The organism is Chryseobacterium sp. MA9 (genome assembly GCF_024399315.1).
Classification (GTDB): Bacteria; Bacteroidota; Bacteroidia; order Flavobacteriales; family Weeksellaceae; genus Chryseobacterium.
The window spans coordinates 4,384,917-4,401,517 of record NZ_CP075170.1 but is presented as its reverse complement, the minus strand read 5'-3'; the positions used below and the strand labels follow the sequence as shown (position 1 = coordinate 4,401,517).

The 16,601-nt window shown below is 37.2% G+C and carries 14 protein-coding genes; 11 read left to right on the top strand and 3 right to left on the bottom strand.

Going from position 1 to position 16,601, the window contains the following annotated elements:
* The first annotated feature begins 76 nt into the window (after window positions 1-76).
* The 6 genes from KIK00_RS20180 to KIK00_RS20155 all read left to right on the top strand — a co-directional run bounded on the left by KIK00_RS20180 (window position 77) and on the right by KIK00_RS20155 (window position 6,465).
* On the top strand, window positions 77-1,351 hold the full coding sequence (locus KIK00_RS20180) for an acetyl-CoA hydrolase/transferase family protein (RefSeq protein ID WP_255814064.1): 1,275 nt from the start codon (window positions 77-79) through the stop codon (window positions 1,349-1,351).
* A gap of 138 nt (window positions 1,352-1,489) precedes the next feature.
* Window positions 1,490-2,281, top strand: coding sequence for a hypothetical protein (locus tag KIK00_RS20175; protein WP_255814063.1), 792 nt, complete (start codon window positions 1,490-1,492; stop codon window positions 2,279-2,281).
* Window positions 2,282-2,513: 232 nt separating this feature from the next.
* Window positions 2,514-3,644 carry a 4-hydroxyphenylpyruvate dioxygenase gene (gene hppD / locus KIK00_RS20170; RefSeq protein WP_047382674.1) on the top strand — a complete coding sequence of 377 codons (1,131 nt, stop codon included), beginning with the start codon at window positions 2,514-2,516 and terminating at the stop codon, window positions 3,642-3,644.
* A gap of 70 nt (window positions 3,645-3,714) precedes the next feature.
* Entirely contained in the window at window positions 3,715-4,179 is a 465-nt protein-coding gene (locus KIK00_RS20165) for a hypothetical protein (protein WP_255814062.1), read from the top strand.
* Window positions 4,180-4,231: 52 nt separating this feature from the next.
* Window positions 4,232-5,479 carry a fumarylacetoacetase gene (gene fahA, locus KIK00_RS20160; RefSeq protein ID WP_255814061.1) on the top strand — a complete coding sequence of 416 codons (1,248 nt, stop codon included), beginning with the start codon at window positions 4,232-4,234 and terminating at the stop codon, window positions 5,477-5,479.
* A 161-nt stretch (window positions 5,480-5,640) separates the two neighbouring features.
* Complete coding sequence (locus KIK00_RS20155) at window positions 5,641-6,465, top strand: flavin reductase family protein (protein ID WP_255814060.1); 825 nt, start codon at window positions 5,641-5,643, stop codon at window positions 6,463-6,465.
* A 201-nt stretch (window positions 6,466-6,666) separates the two neighbouring features.
* On the opposite strand, the gene KIK00_RS20150 is transcribed toward KIK00_RS20155, so the two are convergent.
* Window positions 6,667-7,152, bottom strand: a complete 486-nt coding sequence (locus KIK00_RS20150; protein ID WP_255814059.1) for a hypothetical protein — start codon at window positions 7,150-7,152, stop codon at window positions 6,667-6,669.
* A 49-nt stretch (window positions 7,153-7,201) separates the two neighbouring features.
* Entirely contained in the window at window positions 7,202-8,044 is an 843-nt protein-coding gene (locus tag KIK00_RS20145; protein WP_255814058.1) for a S9 family peptidase, read from the bottom strand.
* A 61-nt stretch (window positions 8,045-8,105) separates the two neighbouring features.
* On the opposite strand from KIK00_RS20145, the gene KIK00_RS20140 reads away from it, so the two are divergent.
* The 5 genes from KIK00_RS20140 to KIK00_RS20120 all read left to right on the top strand — a co-directional run bounded on the left by KIK00_RS20140 (window position 8,106) and on the right by KIK00_RS20120 (window position 13,617).
* The gene (locus KIK00_RS20140; protein ID WP_255814057.1) at window positions 8,106-9,362 is read left to right on the top strand and encodes a PKD domain-containing protein; all 1,257 of its coding nucleotides are present in this window, start codon (window positions 8,106-8,108) and stop codon (window positions 9,360-9,362) included.
* Window positions 9,363-9,377: 15 nt separating this feature from the next.
* Window positions 9,378-10,151 carry a HipA family kinase gene (locus KIK00_RS20135; RefSeq protein ID WP_255814056.1) on the top strand — a complete coding sequence of 258 codons (774 nt, stop codon included), beginning with the start codon at window positions 9,378-9,380 and terminating at the stop codon, window positions 10,149-10,151.
* Window positions 10,138-10,521 (top strand): DUF3037 domain-containing protein, encoded by a 384-nt coding sequence (locus KIK00_RS20130; RefSeq protein ID WP_255814055.1) that lies wholly within the window; start codon window positions 10,138-10,140, stop codon window positions 10,519-10,521. The genes KIK00_RS20135 and KIK00_RS20130 overlap by 14 nt, the downstream gene beginning before the upstream one ends.
* Window positions 10,522-10,543: 22 nt before the next feature.
* Window positions 10,544-11,581: an alpha/beta hydrolase gene (locus KIK00_RS20125; protein ID WP_255814054.1), complete on the top strand. Its 1,038-nt coding sequence runs from the start codon at window positions 10,544-10,546 to the stop codon at window positions 11,579-11,581.
* Between the two features lie 194 nt (window positions 11,582-11,775).
* Entirely contained in the window at window positions 11,776-13,617 is a 1,842-nt protein-coding gene (locus tag KIK00_RS20120; RefSeq protein WP_255814053.1) for a carbon starvation protein A, read from the top strand.
* A 74-nt stretch (window positions 13,618-13,691) separates the two neighbouring features.
* Here the strand turns inward: KIK00_RS20120 and KIK00_RS20115 are convergent, their stop codons facing one another.
* Entirely contained in the window at window positions 13,692-16,460 is a 2,769-nt protein-coding gene (locus KIK00_RS20115) for a TonB-dependent siderophore receptor (protein ID WP_255814052.1), read from the bottom strand.
* Window positions 16,461-16,601 lie beyond the last annotated feature (141 nt).

Sequence of the window (16,601 nt, the reverse complement as noted above, 5' to 3'; positions counted from 1 at the left end):
AAGATTATCTTTGAAAGAATAGAAGTTTTTTATGTAATAAAAAATGCTCTCAACACCCTTTCAAAAAAGACAAAATATGAATAATTACATCAGCGCAGAAGAAGCAATATATACGATAAAAAGTGGAAACCGAGTATTTTTTCACGGCAGTGCATGCACTCCCAACTACCTGATTGATGAGCTCGCAAGACAGTCTCACCGATTGCAAAATGTAGAAATGGTTTCCATTACCCAACAGGGCAATGTGGAAATTGCAAAACCGGAATACAAAGACAGTTTTTTCATCAATTCCTTATTTGTTTCCACTCCTGTTCGTGATGCCGTGAATTCTGACAGAGGAGACTTTGTGCCTGTATTTCTAAGTGAAATTCCTATTTTATTCAGAAAAAATATTCTGCCTCTAGATGTAGCAATTGTTACGGTTTCTCCGCCGGACAGACATGGTTTCTGTACGTTGGGAACTTCTGTAGATATTGCAAGAGCGGCTGTAGATACCGCAAAAAACATTGTTGCAATCGTCAATCCCAGAATGCCGAGAACCCATGGAGACGGAATGATCCATATCAGCAGAATCCATAAACTAGTTTGGCATGAAGAAGAACTTCCTACCGTAGATTATGGCTCAAAAGTAGGTCCTGAAGAAATGCTTGTAGGAAAAAATGTGGCTGAACTTATTGAAGACAGATCTACCCTTCAGATGGGTATCGGGACCATTCCTGATGCTGTTTTAAAATGCCTTACCAACCATAAAGATCTGGGAATTCACACCGAAATGCTGAGCGATGGTGTTATTAACCTAATTCAGGATGATGTGATTAACAATAAATACAAAGGGTACAACGATAATAAAACCATTACAAGTTTCTGCTTCGGAACCAGAAAACTGTATGACTATGTGGATGACAATACTGTATTTGCTTTCAGAGACGTAAGTGAAGTAAACTTCCCAATCAATATCATGAGAAACAAAAAAATGGTTGCCATCAATTCTGCCATCGAAATAGATCTCACGGGGCAGGTATGTGCCGATTCTATCGGAACAATGCAGTACAGCGGAATTGGAGGACAAATGGACTTTATGCGTGGTGCTGCATTAAGTGATGACGGAAAACCTATTATAGCTATTACTGCAAGAACAAAAAAAGGAATTTCCAGAATCGTTCCTTTTCTTAAACAGGGAGCTGGTGTGGTAACCACAAGAGGACATATCCATTATGTTGTTACTGAATACGGAACGGCTTACCTGTATGGGAAAAACCTTCGACAGAGAGCGCAGGAACTCATCAGCATTGCCCATCCCGACGACAGAGAAATGCTGGAAAGAGCAGCTTTCGAGAGATTTAAACACTAATAATCAAATAATAAGGATTTCCAAATTGTTTTTTACTTAAAATCTCAAAACATATTTTGAACCCACATCCACAGAATCATAAAAAAACGCTACTCTTTTGGCAGTATTTTTGATAAAACTCATTCAAAAACAAGGAAATTGAAAACTATATATAATTCGATACGAGAAGAAGTTATAAAGCATTCTAAAGTAAGGAATTCTGTTCTGGGGAATGTGAATGAATGGAAGAGAAGCCATTATATTATTCTTTCCGAAATCATTAAAGATGAACTCTCTGAAGCTGAAGAACTGAAAGGAGGGAAAAAATTTGAAATCGGAAATACCATTTCACATGTTACCCTGCAGCGTTTTTTTGAAAATGATTACCAGGATAAAACCCACAATGATCTCAGGTTTCTTAAAACATTAGATAAAATCTGTATTTTCTTAGGCTACAAAGATCTTAACGATTATATCTTATCTGTAAGATACAAAAGACAGGACAATGAAGATATTGATAATCAATCATATCTTACGCAGATGGTTTACGATTACTGTGCAACAGCTTTTGAGTTTTATAAGCTGTTTCCCACTCACAATACTGAACTTTTAAAAGGTCTTGTATTTGAGGATTCTCCTTTCTTGGAAAGAGCATCACAATTCAGCAAAGAGCTTTGTGACAAAGACTTTCATCTGGTTACTAAAAACAACCGGTCCAATTATGAAGTATTTGATATTCATATCGTTACAGATGAACCAGACAAAAAGATACTGGAATCTCAGGAATTCTGGAATCTTCTGTTCAAGGTAGGAGAAACAGGAGAAGAGCACTTTGTCAATCAGCTGAGTACCCAGATCTACTTCATCCGGAAAATAAATAATACCTGGAAGATATGGGATAATTATAATCCCGATGCCGGAATGTTAAACAGAAAGATTGAAACAATATAAAAGAAAGCCGCAGAGAATCTCTACGGCTTTCATGTTTCGAAATATTTTTTCACTTGTCTTTTGTATTACAAATGTAAGTAGCCAATTTCAAACGTAAGAAACTTAAATATACTTAAGTAAACTCTTCTTTAACGTTATGTTAAATATATTCAATGAATCCAAGGGAATATTTTCGCAATGTCTAAGTTTTTTGTAATTTGCATACCAATAAAATAAAAGTAAAAGAGAAAATATGTCAACACTTACATTTGCCGAGAAAATAGCTCAAGCAGAAAATTTCTTACCGATCAACGGTACAGATTACATTGAGTTTTATGTAGGAAATGCAAAACAGGCTGCCCATTATTACAAGACCGCTTTCGGTTTTCAGTCTGTAGCTTATGCGGGTCCTGAAACAGGAGTAAGGGACCGTGCATCTTATGTGCTTCAACAAGGAAAAATCAGACTGGTATTGACTACCGGGCTTAAGTCTGACTCTCTTATCAGCGAACACGTAAAAAAACATGGTGACGGAGTAAAAATTTTGGCACTTTGGGTAGATGACGCTTATGCAGCTTTCGAAGAAACAACTAAAAGAGGTGGTAAGCCATATTTAGAGCCTGTAACTTTAACTGATGAACATGGTGAGGTAAGAATGTCCGGTATCTACACCTATGGAGAAACCGTTCACATGTTTATAGAAAGAAAAAATTACAAAGGAGCTTTCATGCCTGGATATGAAAAGTGGGAAAGTGACTATAAGCCTGAAGAAGCAGGTTTATTGTATGTAGACCACTGCGTAGGAAATGTTGACTGGAACAGAATGATCCCGACAGTGGAATGGTATGAAAAAGTAATGGGATTTGTAAACATCCTTTCTTTTGATGATAAGCAGATCAATACAGAATATTCTGCATTGATGTCTAAAGTAATGTCCAACGGAAACGGATTTGCTAAATTCCCTATCAACGAACCTGCTGAAGGTAAAAAGAAATCTCAGGTAGAAGAATATCTTGATTTCTACGAAGGAGAAGGTGTACAGCACATTGCTGTTGCTACAAAAGACATCATCCATACCGTAACTGAATTGAAAAAACGTGGTGTAGAGTTTCTTTCTGCTCCACCAGAAGCTTATTACGACATGGTTCCTGAAAGAGTAGGCCATATTGATGAAGATCTTAAAAAACTTCAAGATTTAGGTATACTTATTGATCATGATGAAGAAGGGTACTTGTTACAGATCTTTACCAAGCCTGTAGAAGACCGTCCTACTCTATTCTTCGAAATTATTGAAAGACACGGTGCACAGAGTTTTGGTGCCGGAAACTTCAAAGCTTTATTCGAAGCATTAGAAAGAGAGCAGGAAAGAAGAGGTAATCTTTAATTTTACATTTAAAATATAGGTTTTGTCAGAATACAGTATTCTGGCAAAACTTTTTTATAAAACACAGTATATGAGAAAACTTTTAATTGGGATTTTCCTTTTGGGAACACTCGGGCTTAAGGCTCAATATGGTTCTCTGAATGAAATCCTTAACAGACTTGAACAAAGAAAAGGCATCAATCAGCATCTTGAAAATGTAAATATTGACAACAAAAAGTTCGTTTTCATCAAAGATGAGGCTGATCATACGGAACGGGACTTTATTATTATCAAAGGGAACAATGCCACTTATGTAGAAGTTTTCGATGATAAAGCCACAGGAGAAAGCAGCTCTAATGTTTTCACCGGTGATATCATCAGGAAAAAAAATATTATTTCTTTAAGAGCAGACATGCTTGAAAATAAAAAAATCCCAATGCCTGTTACCAAGACTTTATTGTTGACACAGCAGGATAATATTCTGTACCTTATCGATGTCAATACCAAAGACAGATGGATAGATGAAGCATCTTACTCAACAAAAAAGGCAAAATAAATGTTCCGGGGAAATGCTCTGGATGATATGAATCTAACTAAAATCTAAACTTATGAAATCATTTGTAGACTATTCCTCAAATTCGGATTTTTCTATACACAATATTCCTTTCGGAGTCGCAGTTTTTAACAAAGAATACATCGGATGCTGTACAAGAATCGGTGATCAGGTAATTGATCTTGCTACCTTGTACGATCTTGGTTATTTTGAAGATATTGAAGGATTGGACGACAATGTTTTTGAAGCTTATACCATCAACGAATTTATCGAACTGGGTAAACCTGTTACCAACGCTGTTCGTACTAAAATTCAGACATTATTACAGGAAGGATCAATATTATCAAAAGATCAGAAAACCATCGAAGAAGCTTTCTATGATCTGGATAAAGTAAAAATGATGATGCCTGTTCACATCCCGAATTACACAGACTTTTACAGCAGTATTGAACATGCTACTAACGTAGGAAAAATGTTCCGTGATCCTGCAAACGCTTTATTGCCTAACTGGAAACATTTACCGGTAGGTTACCACGGAAGAGCATCCTCTATCGTAGTTTCCGGAACGGAGATCAACCGCCCGAAAGGTCAGATGAAGCCTGCAGAAGCAGACAAGCCTGTTTTCGGACCATGTAAACAATTGGATTTTGAATTGGAAATGGCTTTCATCATCAACAAAAATACAGAGATGGGAGAAAGTATTTCTACGAAAGACGCAGAAGATGCTATCTTTGGAATGGTAGTTTTCAACGATTGGTCCGCAAGAGATATTCAATCTTGGGAATATGTTCCGCTAGGGCCATTCCTTGCGAAAAACTTTGGTTCTTCTATTTCTCCATGGGTTGTTACGCTTGAAGCTTTAGAGCCATTCAGAACAGCATCTCCAGTACAGGATCCTGAGGTTTTAGATTATTTAAAATTTGAAGGTGATAAAAACTACGATATCAACCTTGAAGTATACATTCAGCCTGAAAACGGAGATCAAAACCTGATTTCTGAAAGCAATTACAAACACATGTACTGGAATATGGCCCAGCAGCTTGCACACCACACGGTAAACGGATGTAATGTGGAAGTGGGAGATTTATATGCCAGCGGAACCATTTCGGGAAGCGATCCAAAATCTTTCGGTTCTATGCTTGAACTGACATGGAGAGGACAAAATCCTTTATCATTAAGCAACGGCGAAGAAAGAAAATTCATTGAAGATAATGATACCGTGACTATGAAGGCGTGGGCTGAAAAAGATGGTGTAAGAGTTGGTTTCGGGGAAGTTTCCGGTAAAATTATTCCTACAGTTTAATATAAAAATTAATCATAAATGCTTCGGCTTCGCTCAGCATGTCATCGCTAGAAATATACTGCTAAACAGTTAGTATTAGAAGTGTCATGCTGAGCGGGGTCGAAGCATCTTTTTAATATCATTTGAATACTTAAGTTGAATTAAGTGTTAAAAGCAAAAACATGAAAACAGTAATCCCTTCCGAGATAACCTCCGTACAATTACAAACCATCATGCAGACGGCTGTTTCACCACGTCCGATTGCATTAGCTTCCACTGTAGATAAAGACGGTAATAATAATTTATCTCCGTTCAGTTTTTTTAATATGTTCAGTACGGTTCCCCCGATTTTGATCTTTTCACCATCAAGAAGAGTACGTGACAATACCACAAAACATACGCTGGAAAATGTTCTTGAAGTACCTGAAGTGGTAATCGGAACAGTGAATTTCCCGATTGTACAGCAGATCTCTTTAGCTTCTACAGAATACGAAACCGGAGTCAATGAGTTTATCAAATCCGGACTTACCATGAAAGAGGCGGATCTTGTACAGCCCAAACTGATTGAAGAATGCCCGGTCAACTTTGAATGTAAAGTTTTAGAGGTAAAATCATTGGGAGATCAGGGCGGTGCTGGAAATCTTGTGATCTGTGAAGTTCAGAAAATTCATATCAGAGAAGAATACCTGAATGAAACCGGAAATCTCGATCAGAAAAAACTGGATATGGTAGCCCGTTTGGGCAGCAACTGGTATTCCAGAAGCAATGAAAACAGTCTTTTCGAGGTACCCAAACCTTTGGTAACAAAAGGAATTGGTTTTGATCTTCTTCCGGATGCCATAAAATACAGTAAAGTATTTACAGGAAATGATCTTGGAATGCTTGCCAATACGGAAGTTTTACCTGCCGGAGATTTCCATGCTGATGAAAACATTCATACTGATGCCCAGAAATTACTTCTGGAAAGCAAAGTTGAAGAAGCCTGGGTTTTACTTACGGTAAAATAAAAAAAGAAGCCTGAAATTTCAGGCTTCTTTTTTTATGCTCGAAGTTGGAGGCTGGGAGCAGGAAGTACATAAAGTCTTATGAATAACTGTTTTCCAAATTAATAACCTTTTGGAAAACAGTTTTATTTTGATTTCAATAGATATGGAAAACCATTAATAACTCCCAACCTCCAGCTTCCCTTCTTATATTTTACTTCGCTTTCAATGATTCTTAAAATATAATTTTCTTTCATCAAAGTTTGTGACTTTACCATTTTTATCAATGGAAACACTTACTTTGTCATTTTTAGCGTCATAGTAAATGCTTGTAGCAAATCCTGGACAATCATGCTGTTTACATCCTGTCAGCTTATAAATTCCGTTTTCTGAAGAAATAGGACTTTCTACATCGAAATTCTTTACCATCTCATCATACTGGGCACCAGTTAGTTTTCTCAGTCTTTCTGTGATCCTTTTATCTTCGAAGAACTTAATATCGTGAGGATATTTACCCACATTTTTAGTGATAATATAGTATGCAGAGGCTGAAGGTATTGCAGTCGAATCTGTTTCAGATGAAGCTATGGAATCCTTAGGTATTACTGTAGCCAAAGTATCTGTACTTATAGAAGACTCTGTTTTCGTTTCTTTTTTACACGAAATAACAAACAATGAAAGCGCGAAAGCGCCTGCAATAATTTTTTTCATAATTATACTGATATGGTGATTAATTTATAATAACGCCGTTTTAAACGTTTTATTTCAATTTTTCTTTGATGAAATCAATACATTTCCCGGTTACAGTATTCAGATCTTTTGGTAAATTATTTTCTGTCCATGGTTCTTTTGCCCCAAAAGTATGATTGGCATTTTCAATCAGAAACAGTTCAGAATTTGGATGAAGAATATGGAGATGTTCGGCCTGCTTTACCTCTACTGCTTCATCATCTGTTCCATGAATAATCAGCATATGAGCTTTTGCCATTTCCGTTGCCCGTTCTACATCAAAACGGTAAACATTCTGCTCAAAATCCTCATAAAACTGATAATAATGGGGCATTTCCTGTTTGGTACGTCCGTTCAGTGCATAATAAACCCCGTTACTTTTCCAGTTCTCAAAAGCTTCCTCTTTTGGAAAACGATCTAAAGTATCAACACTGGCTAAGGTAATCAAACCGTTGATTCTTTCATCTTCAAAGGTTTTAATGATAGAAATTCCTCCTCCTCTGCTATGGCCTATCAGAACGATTTTTTCATCATCCACATGTGGATCTTTACTAAAGTGATCAATCACCACTCCAAGGTCAGAAAGCTCTTTGGAATAATTGTTATTAACAAAGGCTTCAAGATCTCCAAAGTTATATGGATCTTCCGTCGTTGTTCCATTATGGGAAAAATTAAACTTGACGAAGAAAAAGCCTGCTTCAGCAAACTTTTCAGCCATCAGATTCCAGGCTCCCCAATCTTTATAACCTTTATATCCATGAACAAATATTACCAGCGGAAGTTTTTTTTCAGTATTCGGATAAAAAATATCAGCAAGAAAACCTTTTGTTTCTTTATTTTCTAAGTATATATTCTTTTCACTAATCAAATTCATAAAACAAATGGGATTTATTTAATATTATTTATATTTATGGAATCAATTTAAATTGAAATTTATGAAAAAAACTCTACTTTTTTTATTTTTAATTACTTTTTCTTTGATCCTGAGCCAGACAACCAAAAGGGTTTTCTTTATTGGGAACAGCTACACTTATGTTAATAATTTACCCGGGCTCATCCAGAGTATTGCTGCTTCTAACGGCGATGTACTGGAGCATCACAGCCATACACCGGGAGGGTCTACACTTCAGAATCATTCCAACAATCCGGATGTGATTTCAACCATTAATCAGGGAAACTGGGATTATGTTGTATTACAGGAGCAGAGCCAGCTTCCTTCATTTCCGGATTCTCAGGTTCAAAACCAGGTATATCCTTATGCACTTCAGCTTTCAAATCTGATTAAAACGTCCAATCCCTGCGGAAATATAATCTTCTATATGACCTGGGGCCGTAAAAACGGTGATTCGGGGAATTGCCCGGGACTTCCCACTGTCTGTACCTATCAGGGAATGGACACTCAAATTTATAACCGCTATATGGAAATGGCAGCCTCCAATGAAGGTATTGTTTCCCCTGTAGGTAAAGTATGGAGAACGATCAGGGAGCAAAACCCGGCTATTGAGCTGTATGATCAGGATGAATCACATCCGAGTTACATTGGATCTATGGCTGCTGCTTATACATTTTATACTATTTTATTCAAGAAAGATCCTACACAAATCCCTTTTAATGGAAATCTTAATTCGGCACAGGCACAGTTAATCAAGGATATCGTCAAAACAGAGGTTTATAATCAGCCTGCCAAATGGTTTGTAACGAGCAATGATGTTCACAGCAGATTCACCTATCAGCTTACCGGAGCCAATACCGTTCAGTTTACGAATACAACACAAAATGCGGCTAATTATTCATGGGATTTTGGTGATGGTACAACTTCCACTCAGGAAAATCCGGCACATACCTATCCTGCAGGAGGAAGTTATAATGTAAAGCTGACAACAGATGCCTGCGGAGCCACTACCACCAAAACAAAGCTAATTGTCGTAAACACTTTAAATATAGCAGAAACCGCTATTGAAACTCAAGTTCAAATTTATCCTAATCCTGCCCAACACCTTATTAACATTATTTCTAAAAAGAAAATTGAAGTACTTTCACTTACAGATGCTTCCGGAAGAATGGTTCACTATCATCTGAATAAAACAGATTCAGGATATATTCTACCGATTCAGCATTTGACCAGCGGAGTTTATTTTTTACAATATAAAGTAGGTGAAAAGGAATTCACTAAAAAGATTATAAAAAAATAACCTTATTTTTGCTTCATGCAGAATTTAAGAACTGTAACCGTGATGCGTTACATTCTGCCACTGAGAGAGGGAGGATCTCTTCCCGCTCTGGCAGAAGCTGATGATGATTTCAAATATGTATTAAAATTCCGTGGTGCAGGCCATGGGGTAAAAATGCTTATATCTGAACTTTTGGGTGGGAAGATTACCGAAGCATTGGGACTAAAAATTCCTGAACTAGTTTTTATCAATGTTGATGCCGATTTCGGGAGAACAGAAGCTGATGAAGAAATACAGGATCTTCTGAAATTTTCTGAAGGTCTGAATCTTGGTCTGCATTATCTTTCCGGTTCCATCACTTATGATCCGGGAGTAAGTGTAGATCCCCTTCTGGCTTCAAAAATAGTATGGCTGGATGCCTTTATTACCAACATTGACCGTACTTTTAAGAACACCAATATGCTGATGTGGAATAAAGAGCTTTGGATTATCGATAATGGTGCTTCGTTCTATTTTCACCACTCCTGGCAGAATTTTGATACAGCGGCAAAAACACCTTTCAAATATGTGAAAGACCATGTACTTCTTCCCAAAGCAAAAATGCTTGACGAAGCAGATCAATTTGCCCACAAAGTACTGAATGATACACTTTTCAGAGAAATTGTTAATACGATTCCTGAAGACTGGCTGCATTGGGATGATGCTGATGAAACGCCTGACGAAATTCGTGATATCTATTTTCAGTTTATGAAAACCAGATTAGAAAATTCTCAAATCTTTGTAAACGAAGCTAAAAATGCAAGAGGATAAAATATATGAATATGCGGTAATACGCTTGGTACCTAAAGTTGAAAGAGAAGAATTTTTCAATATCGGACTGGTAATGTTTTCCAAAAGGGAAAAATTCATCAGGGTAGAATTTTATTTGTGTCCGGATAAATTTAAACTGATGCAGAGCAAACTGGACTATGAAGATATTATCCAGAATCTTGAAAGCTTTCAGAAAATTGCCAATGGGGATAAAGACGGTGGTCCTATTGCCCTGCTTGATATTCCTGAGCGTTTCCGCTGGCTGACAGCTGTAAGAAGTGCTGTAGTGCAGACTTCCAGACCTCATCCTGGAAAATCCAAAGATTTAAATAGTACTTTTGGTAAACTTTTTGAGGAGTTAGTAAAATAACATACCTTCTAAAAAATTTATTATGAGATCACCTATATACAACATATCAATCTACAGGTTTTTTACAAACCTGTTTTTTGTTTTATTTTTAAGTGTTTTCACATTAAGTTTTTCACAGAACTTTTCACAAGTACAGGTTAAGGCTGCACCTGTAAAAAGTACATTACTCCCGGAAATAGCTAATTTATCTGAGGACATTGTATATAAAGCCAACAGAAAGGGTAATGCCGTTAAACTGGATATTTTTACACCCAAAAATGCTCCTGCAGGCCAATTACTCCCAGTATTGATCTATGTTCACGGAGGTGGATGGATAGAAGGTGATAAGGTGGTTCACGCGGATAATTATCTGGAAACTACCATTGCAAAGCTGATGACAAAGCAATATGCTGTAATCAGTATTAATTATACCCTTTTGAATGACAGTACTCATTTTCCATTACCTTTGGAAGATACCAAAGATGCAGTAAGATGGGTAAGAAAAAATGCAGAACAATATCATTTTGATACCAACAATATTGGGTTATTTGGAGCTTCAGCCGGAGCTCATCTTTCCCTGATGGCAGCTTATACTCCGGATAATACTTATCTGGGCAGCCCGGAACTTTCGTCTTATTCTGCTAAAGTAAATTATGTAATTGATCATTATGGTCCTGCAGACCTCAATAAGCTTTTCTACACAAAGTTAGGTACGATTCCAGTAGCCCTGATCGGATTAATGTCAAAAAAAATTGTCGGTTTACAGGAAAATCTTGTGAAAGGAATTTCAGGATATGATATCAGAAAAGAACAGGACAGAGCCATTGATTATCTAAAAACTATATCTCCTATTAATTTTGTTTCAGAAGGTGTGCCTACTTTAATTGTTCAGGGGAATAATGATAAAATTGTTCCTTTAAACCAGTCTAAAAAGCTTCACAGAAAATTAAACAGAGCGAAAATTCAGAACTCTTTAATTATTGTTGACGGTGGAGTCCATGGATTTGGTACGACTGATAAGGCTTATCTGGATAACCTTACGGATGAGATGGTGGATTTCGTTATTTCACAAAAGAAATAATATACATTTATCTATTTAAATACAAATCAAAATACTATAAATCAACACAATAGATTCAAAATCAACAGTAAATTTGCTAGATTGATATACATATTGATGTTTTTTCATTGAGAATTAATTACCTTGGCTATTGTTTAAATTATTTACAACAAAAATGCTAATAAATTAATTTTTCATCAATAAAAGTAAGAAATATGGAATCTTTAAACAATATCAATGCGCTTACGCTCATATTTGCATCTGTTCTTATTTTTGCAATAGCTTATCGTTTTTATGGTATTTTTATTGCCAATAAAGTACTCAGGCTTAACGACCAAAATATGACCCCGGCTGTAGAATTTGCAGATGGTAAAGATTATGTTGCTACTAATAAAAATGTCCTTTTCGGACATCATTTTGCCGCAATTGCCGCCGCAGGGCCATTAGTAGGACCTGTTCTTGCTGCTCAGTTCGGATATCTTCCGGGTGCATTATGGATTCTGATTGGTTGTGTATTGGGAGGCGGAGTGCATGATATGGTTGTACTCTTTGCTTCTGTAAGGCACAAAGGCCAAAGTCTCGCGACTATCGCCTCAAAAGAAATCGGAAAAGCCACCGGAACTGTGGCTGGTTTTGCAATCCTTTTCATTCTGATTCTTACGCTAGCCGGTTTATCACTGGCCTGTATCAATGCGATGCATGAAGCCTCATGGTCTCTTTTTACAGTAATCATTACCATGCCTATTGCCATTATCATGGGACTGATTATGCGTTATAAAAAGAACAGTGTTTTGTTTGCTAGTATTTTAGGCGGTATACTTTTGATTGCCGGAATCATCGGAGGTCACAGTCTGATGCAGAATCCTACCATGAATAATTTATTTTCCTGGGATATTAAAACAATTTCTATTGCTATTCCTCTGTATGGTTTTATTGCTTCTGTATTACCGGTATGGTTGCTTCTGGTTCCAAGAGACTATCTTTCTACTTATTTAAAGATAGGAACTATTATTATGCTGGCTATCGGAGTAATTGTCATCCATCCTACCATACAGATGCCTGCTATCACGGCTTTTGTTAATGGCGGAGGACCTATTATTGGCGGACCCGTGCTTCCTTTTATTTTTATTGTGATTGCCTGCGGAGCTATTTCAGGTTTCCATGCTGTGATTGCTACGGGAACAACACCGAAAATGCTTAATAAAGAAAGAGAGATACTTTTCGTAGGTTACGGAGCAATGCTTGTGGAAGGTTTCGTAGCATTGATGGCACTTATTGCGGCATGTACACTGATGCCTGGTGATTATTTTGCAATCAATACTCCTAAGGAAGCTTATGATTCATTTCTTGCAGCACATCCTTCCCTGCATGGTGTAGACATCGATTATTATTCACAGAAAATAGGAATTGATCTGTATGGCAGAACAGGAGGTGCGGTATCTCTGGCTGTGGGAATGGCTCATATCTTTAATAAAATCCCATATATGGATCAGCTGACGGCTTATTGGTATAATTTCGCAATTATGTTTGAGGCGGTATTTATTCTTACTGCTATTGATGCAGGAACAAGAGTGGGACGCTTCTTCCTACAGGAGATGCTGGGTTCTGTAGTTCCAAAATTCAATGATAAAAACTGGATTCCGGGAATTATTATCAGCAGCCTTCTTTTCACTTTTGCCTGGGGATACCTGGTATATACCGGAAATGTAAACAGCATCTGGCCTTTATTCGGAATCAGTAATCAGCTGCTGGCTGCCTGCGGACTTATCGTCTGTACAACAATGCTGATAAGGATGAACAGGGGAAAATATGCTTTATGCTCAGCTGTTCCGGGAGTTTTCATGGCAGGAATTACCTTCTGGGCAGGTTATATTCAGGTAACTGCCATCTATATTCCAAAAGGACAGTACTTACTGGCTGCGTTAGCGGCAACAGCAATGATTCTGATGCTTATTGTATTTATAGGAGCTTTCAGGAAATGGTATCAGCTTCTTCGGATCAACACAACGGAGATTGATCATTATGGTGAACCTGTGAAAGAGCTTGTAGAAAGATAAAATTCATATTAAATAAAGAAAAACAGTTCAGAAATTCTGAACTGTTTTTTATAAGCATTATCGGTAATTTTTATTTAAAAATTGAAATTAAGTCTTGCGAAGACATATCTACCATTTTGTCCAAATTGCGAAGTGGAACGTGAATAGATGAATTGGTCGTTATTGGTAGAAGCAGTAAGGTTTTTCGTTGGATAGATATCAAACAAATTATTCACACCTAAAGTTAATCCTACATTTTTAGTAAACTGATAAGCAGCAGACAAATCAGTAATGATCTTATCTCCAATCTGCTGGTGTTCATTAAAATCAATAATTCCGTCTCCGTTTACATCAATAATATCAGCTCCTGTTACTTTTCCAAAATAAGTATTTCTCAAATAGAAAGTGGCACTCTTCCATGAAAGTGTGTGAGAAAGACTCGCTTTTACTCTAGGTACAGCTTCTTCCAGATATACTCTTGATTTTTCAGAGAAGTATACTTTTTCAAGCTGTGGCGATTGTAAAAGCCCTGCAGAATGGATATCTCCTACCTGCTTGGTTTTATTAAGGTTAATGGCAAAGTTGTTATCTAGCTTAAATCCTGAAAATCTTGCATTATGTGAAATCACTATATCCAAACCTTTTGTTTCTGTATCAATAGCATTCGTAAAGAACTGCGCAGCGTTGATTCCCAACTGATCATAAGCTTCCTGTGCTTTCTGAGGAACGCTTGCTCTTAAAAACTGGTCGGTAAGAATAATACGGTTGTCAATTCTTGTGAAATATCCGTCTGCTGTAAAGCTAAGCCCAACTGAAGGAATTCTGTAAGTAAATCCTACACTTGCTGATTTAGAAGTTTCCTGCTTCAGTTTTGGCATATCCAGTAATCCTGCCAGCTGAGAATCATTACTGAAAGTTCCCACTTCCAAAAGCTGATTATTAGTAAACAATGTAGACGTTACATTATAATAAATCTGGTGAATAGATGGCGCTCTGAATCCTGTAGAACCTGCAAATCTCACATTGAAATTAGGGGCAACCTTGATTCTTGAAGCTAATTTATAATTGAATGTCGATCCAAAATCAGAATAGTTTTCATATCTGGCCGCAGCATCTACCAGTAACCAGTTTGTAAAGTTGAATTCAACATCTGCATAAGCTGCCACCGACTGTCTGTTTTTATCAACAGCATTTCCAGGCTTGAATCCGTTGAATACCTGTGATCCTCCCGGAAGCGCTGCTCCAAAGAAATCCGTAGGTCTCACAGAGTTTCCGTTCCATACATTCCCGGAAGCATCATACGTTGCATAGGAAGCTTCTTCACCCTGGGTAATTTTAAAATTCTCGTAACGGTGCTCAGCTCCAAATGCCACGTTGATTCCTTCCCATACATCATATTTTTTAGAGAAATCTAAATTGATTGTATTTTGGGAAAATCTTAGGCCGCCTGCATTAAACTCCCTTGGTGAAGCAAAGCGTAAAGAAGTATTTCCTGTATTTTGGATGTTATAGGTAAATGAGTTTTGTCCGTATGTATTACTGAAATCAATATTCCAGCCGTCCCATTTTCCTTTGATTCCTGCAGCCAGTGAGATATCCTGAATATCTGTCCCAATCTGCGGAAGATAACCATTAGGGTATAAACCTGTAAACGTTCTGCTTTCACTTGGTCTTCTGTAAAATCCTCCTGAAGTTCCGTGTCTTATGCTGTATCCACCAAACGTATACACTTTCCAGTTGTCACTTACAGGGATCTCGGCATTCACAAAAAGTTGGTGATTGTTAAGCTTAGACTGTCCTACCTGCATATTAAAATCCTTTCTCGTCTGCCCTCTGTAAGCCAGTTCCTGATCTGTGATATAATTAAGCTGATCTCTGGTAAAATTCGCAGATTTCAAAACATTCTGTAAAGCAGAAATGGTGTTAGCTCCCTGGATGGAATTTTGCAAATCAGGAGAAAAATAGTTTACTCCCTGTGCATACTGATGTATATAATTCACAAGCTGCTGTGAATTTGGAGTATTGTTTATATTTGTAAAAAGAGAAGAAAGGTTCACTCCGTCATTTAATGCACGTTGTTCAATGGCATTATAAGCGTTGTAAATAGGACCACTTTCTGTTCCTGCTCTGTAAGTTGGGTTTCTGAACTGTGAAGACCAGGTAATATTAAAGAAACCTCCTTTGGCTCCGATTTTATTACCGTAGTTCAGATCCAGCTGAATATTCTGACCGTCAAAATCTCCGGTATGATCATTAGCTGTTGGGGTCAGGTTTCCTCCGTAGCTGATCTGCCCTGCCAGTTTTCCCGTATCTCTTTTCAGATCAAGGTTGATCACTCCGGCAATGGCATCAGATCCATATTGTGCCGCAGCTCCGTCTCTTAATACTTCTATTCTGTTCAAAGCAAAAGAGGGAATAGCATTCAAATCGGTTCCTACAGTACCTCTTCCCGGTGTTCCGTTTACATTTACTAATGCTGAAGTATGTCTTCTCTTTCCATTAACCAAAACCAAAACCTGATCAGGTCCCAAACCTCTCAACTGGGCAGGATCCAAGTGGTCTGTACCATCTGAATTGGTTTGAATTGTAGAAGTAAATGAAGGTGCTACAGCATTCAGAATTTGTCCAATATTGGTCTGAGGAAGAATAATTGAAGATTCTTTTACATTGAATACATCTACGGGAACCGGACTGTCTACTTTAGATCTGGCTCCGGCTCTTGAACCTAATACAACTACTTCTTCTACATTATTGGTTTTTATGGTATCCTTATTTGTTTTTATGCTGTCTTTTTCCTGTCCGTAAGTATATACGCCAAGAAAAAATAAAACAGAGGCCGAAAGAATAGTTTTTTTATTTCTCATATAGTTTAATTTGATTGAACATTTATGTTTTTACAGGGTGCAAATGTAAAATATATTTATTAGTCCACAAAATCAATAGACTTTGTTTTTATAAAAAAAGATTATTGTTTCTTTCTATCCCTCATTTAAAGTTAAGATAAA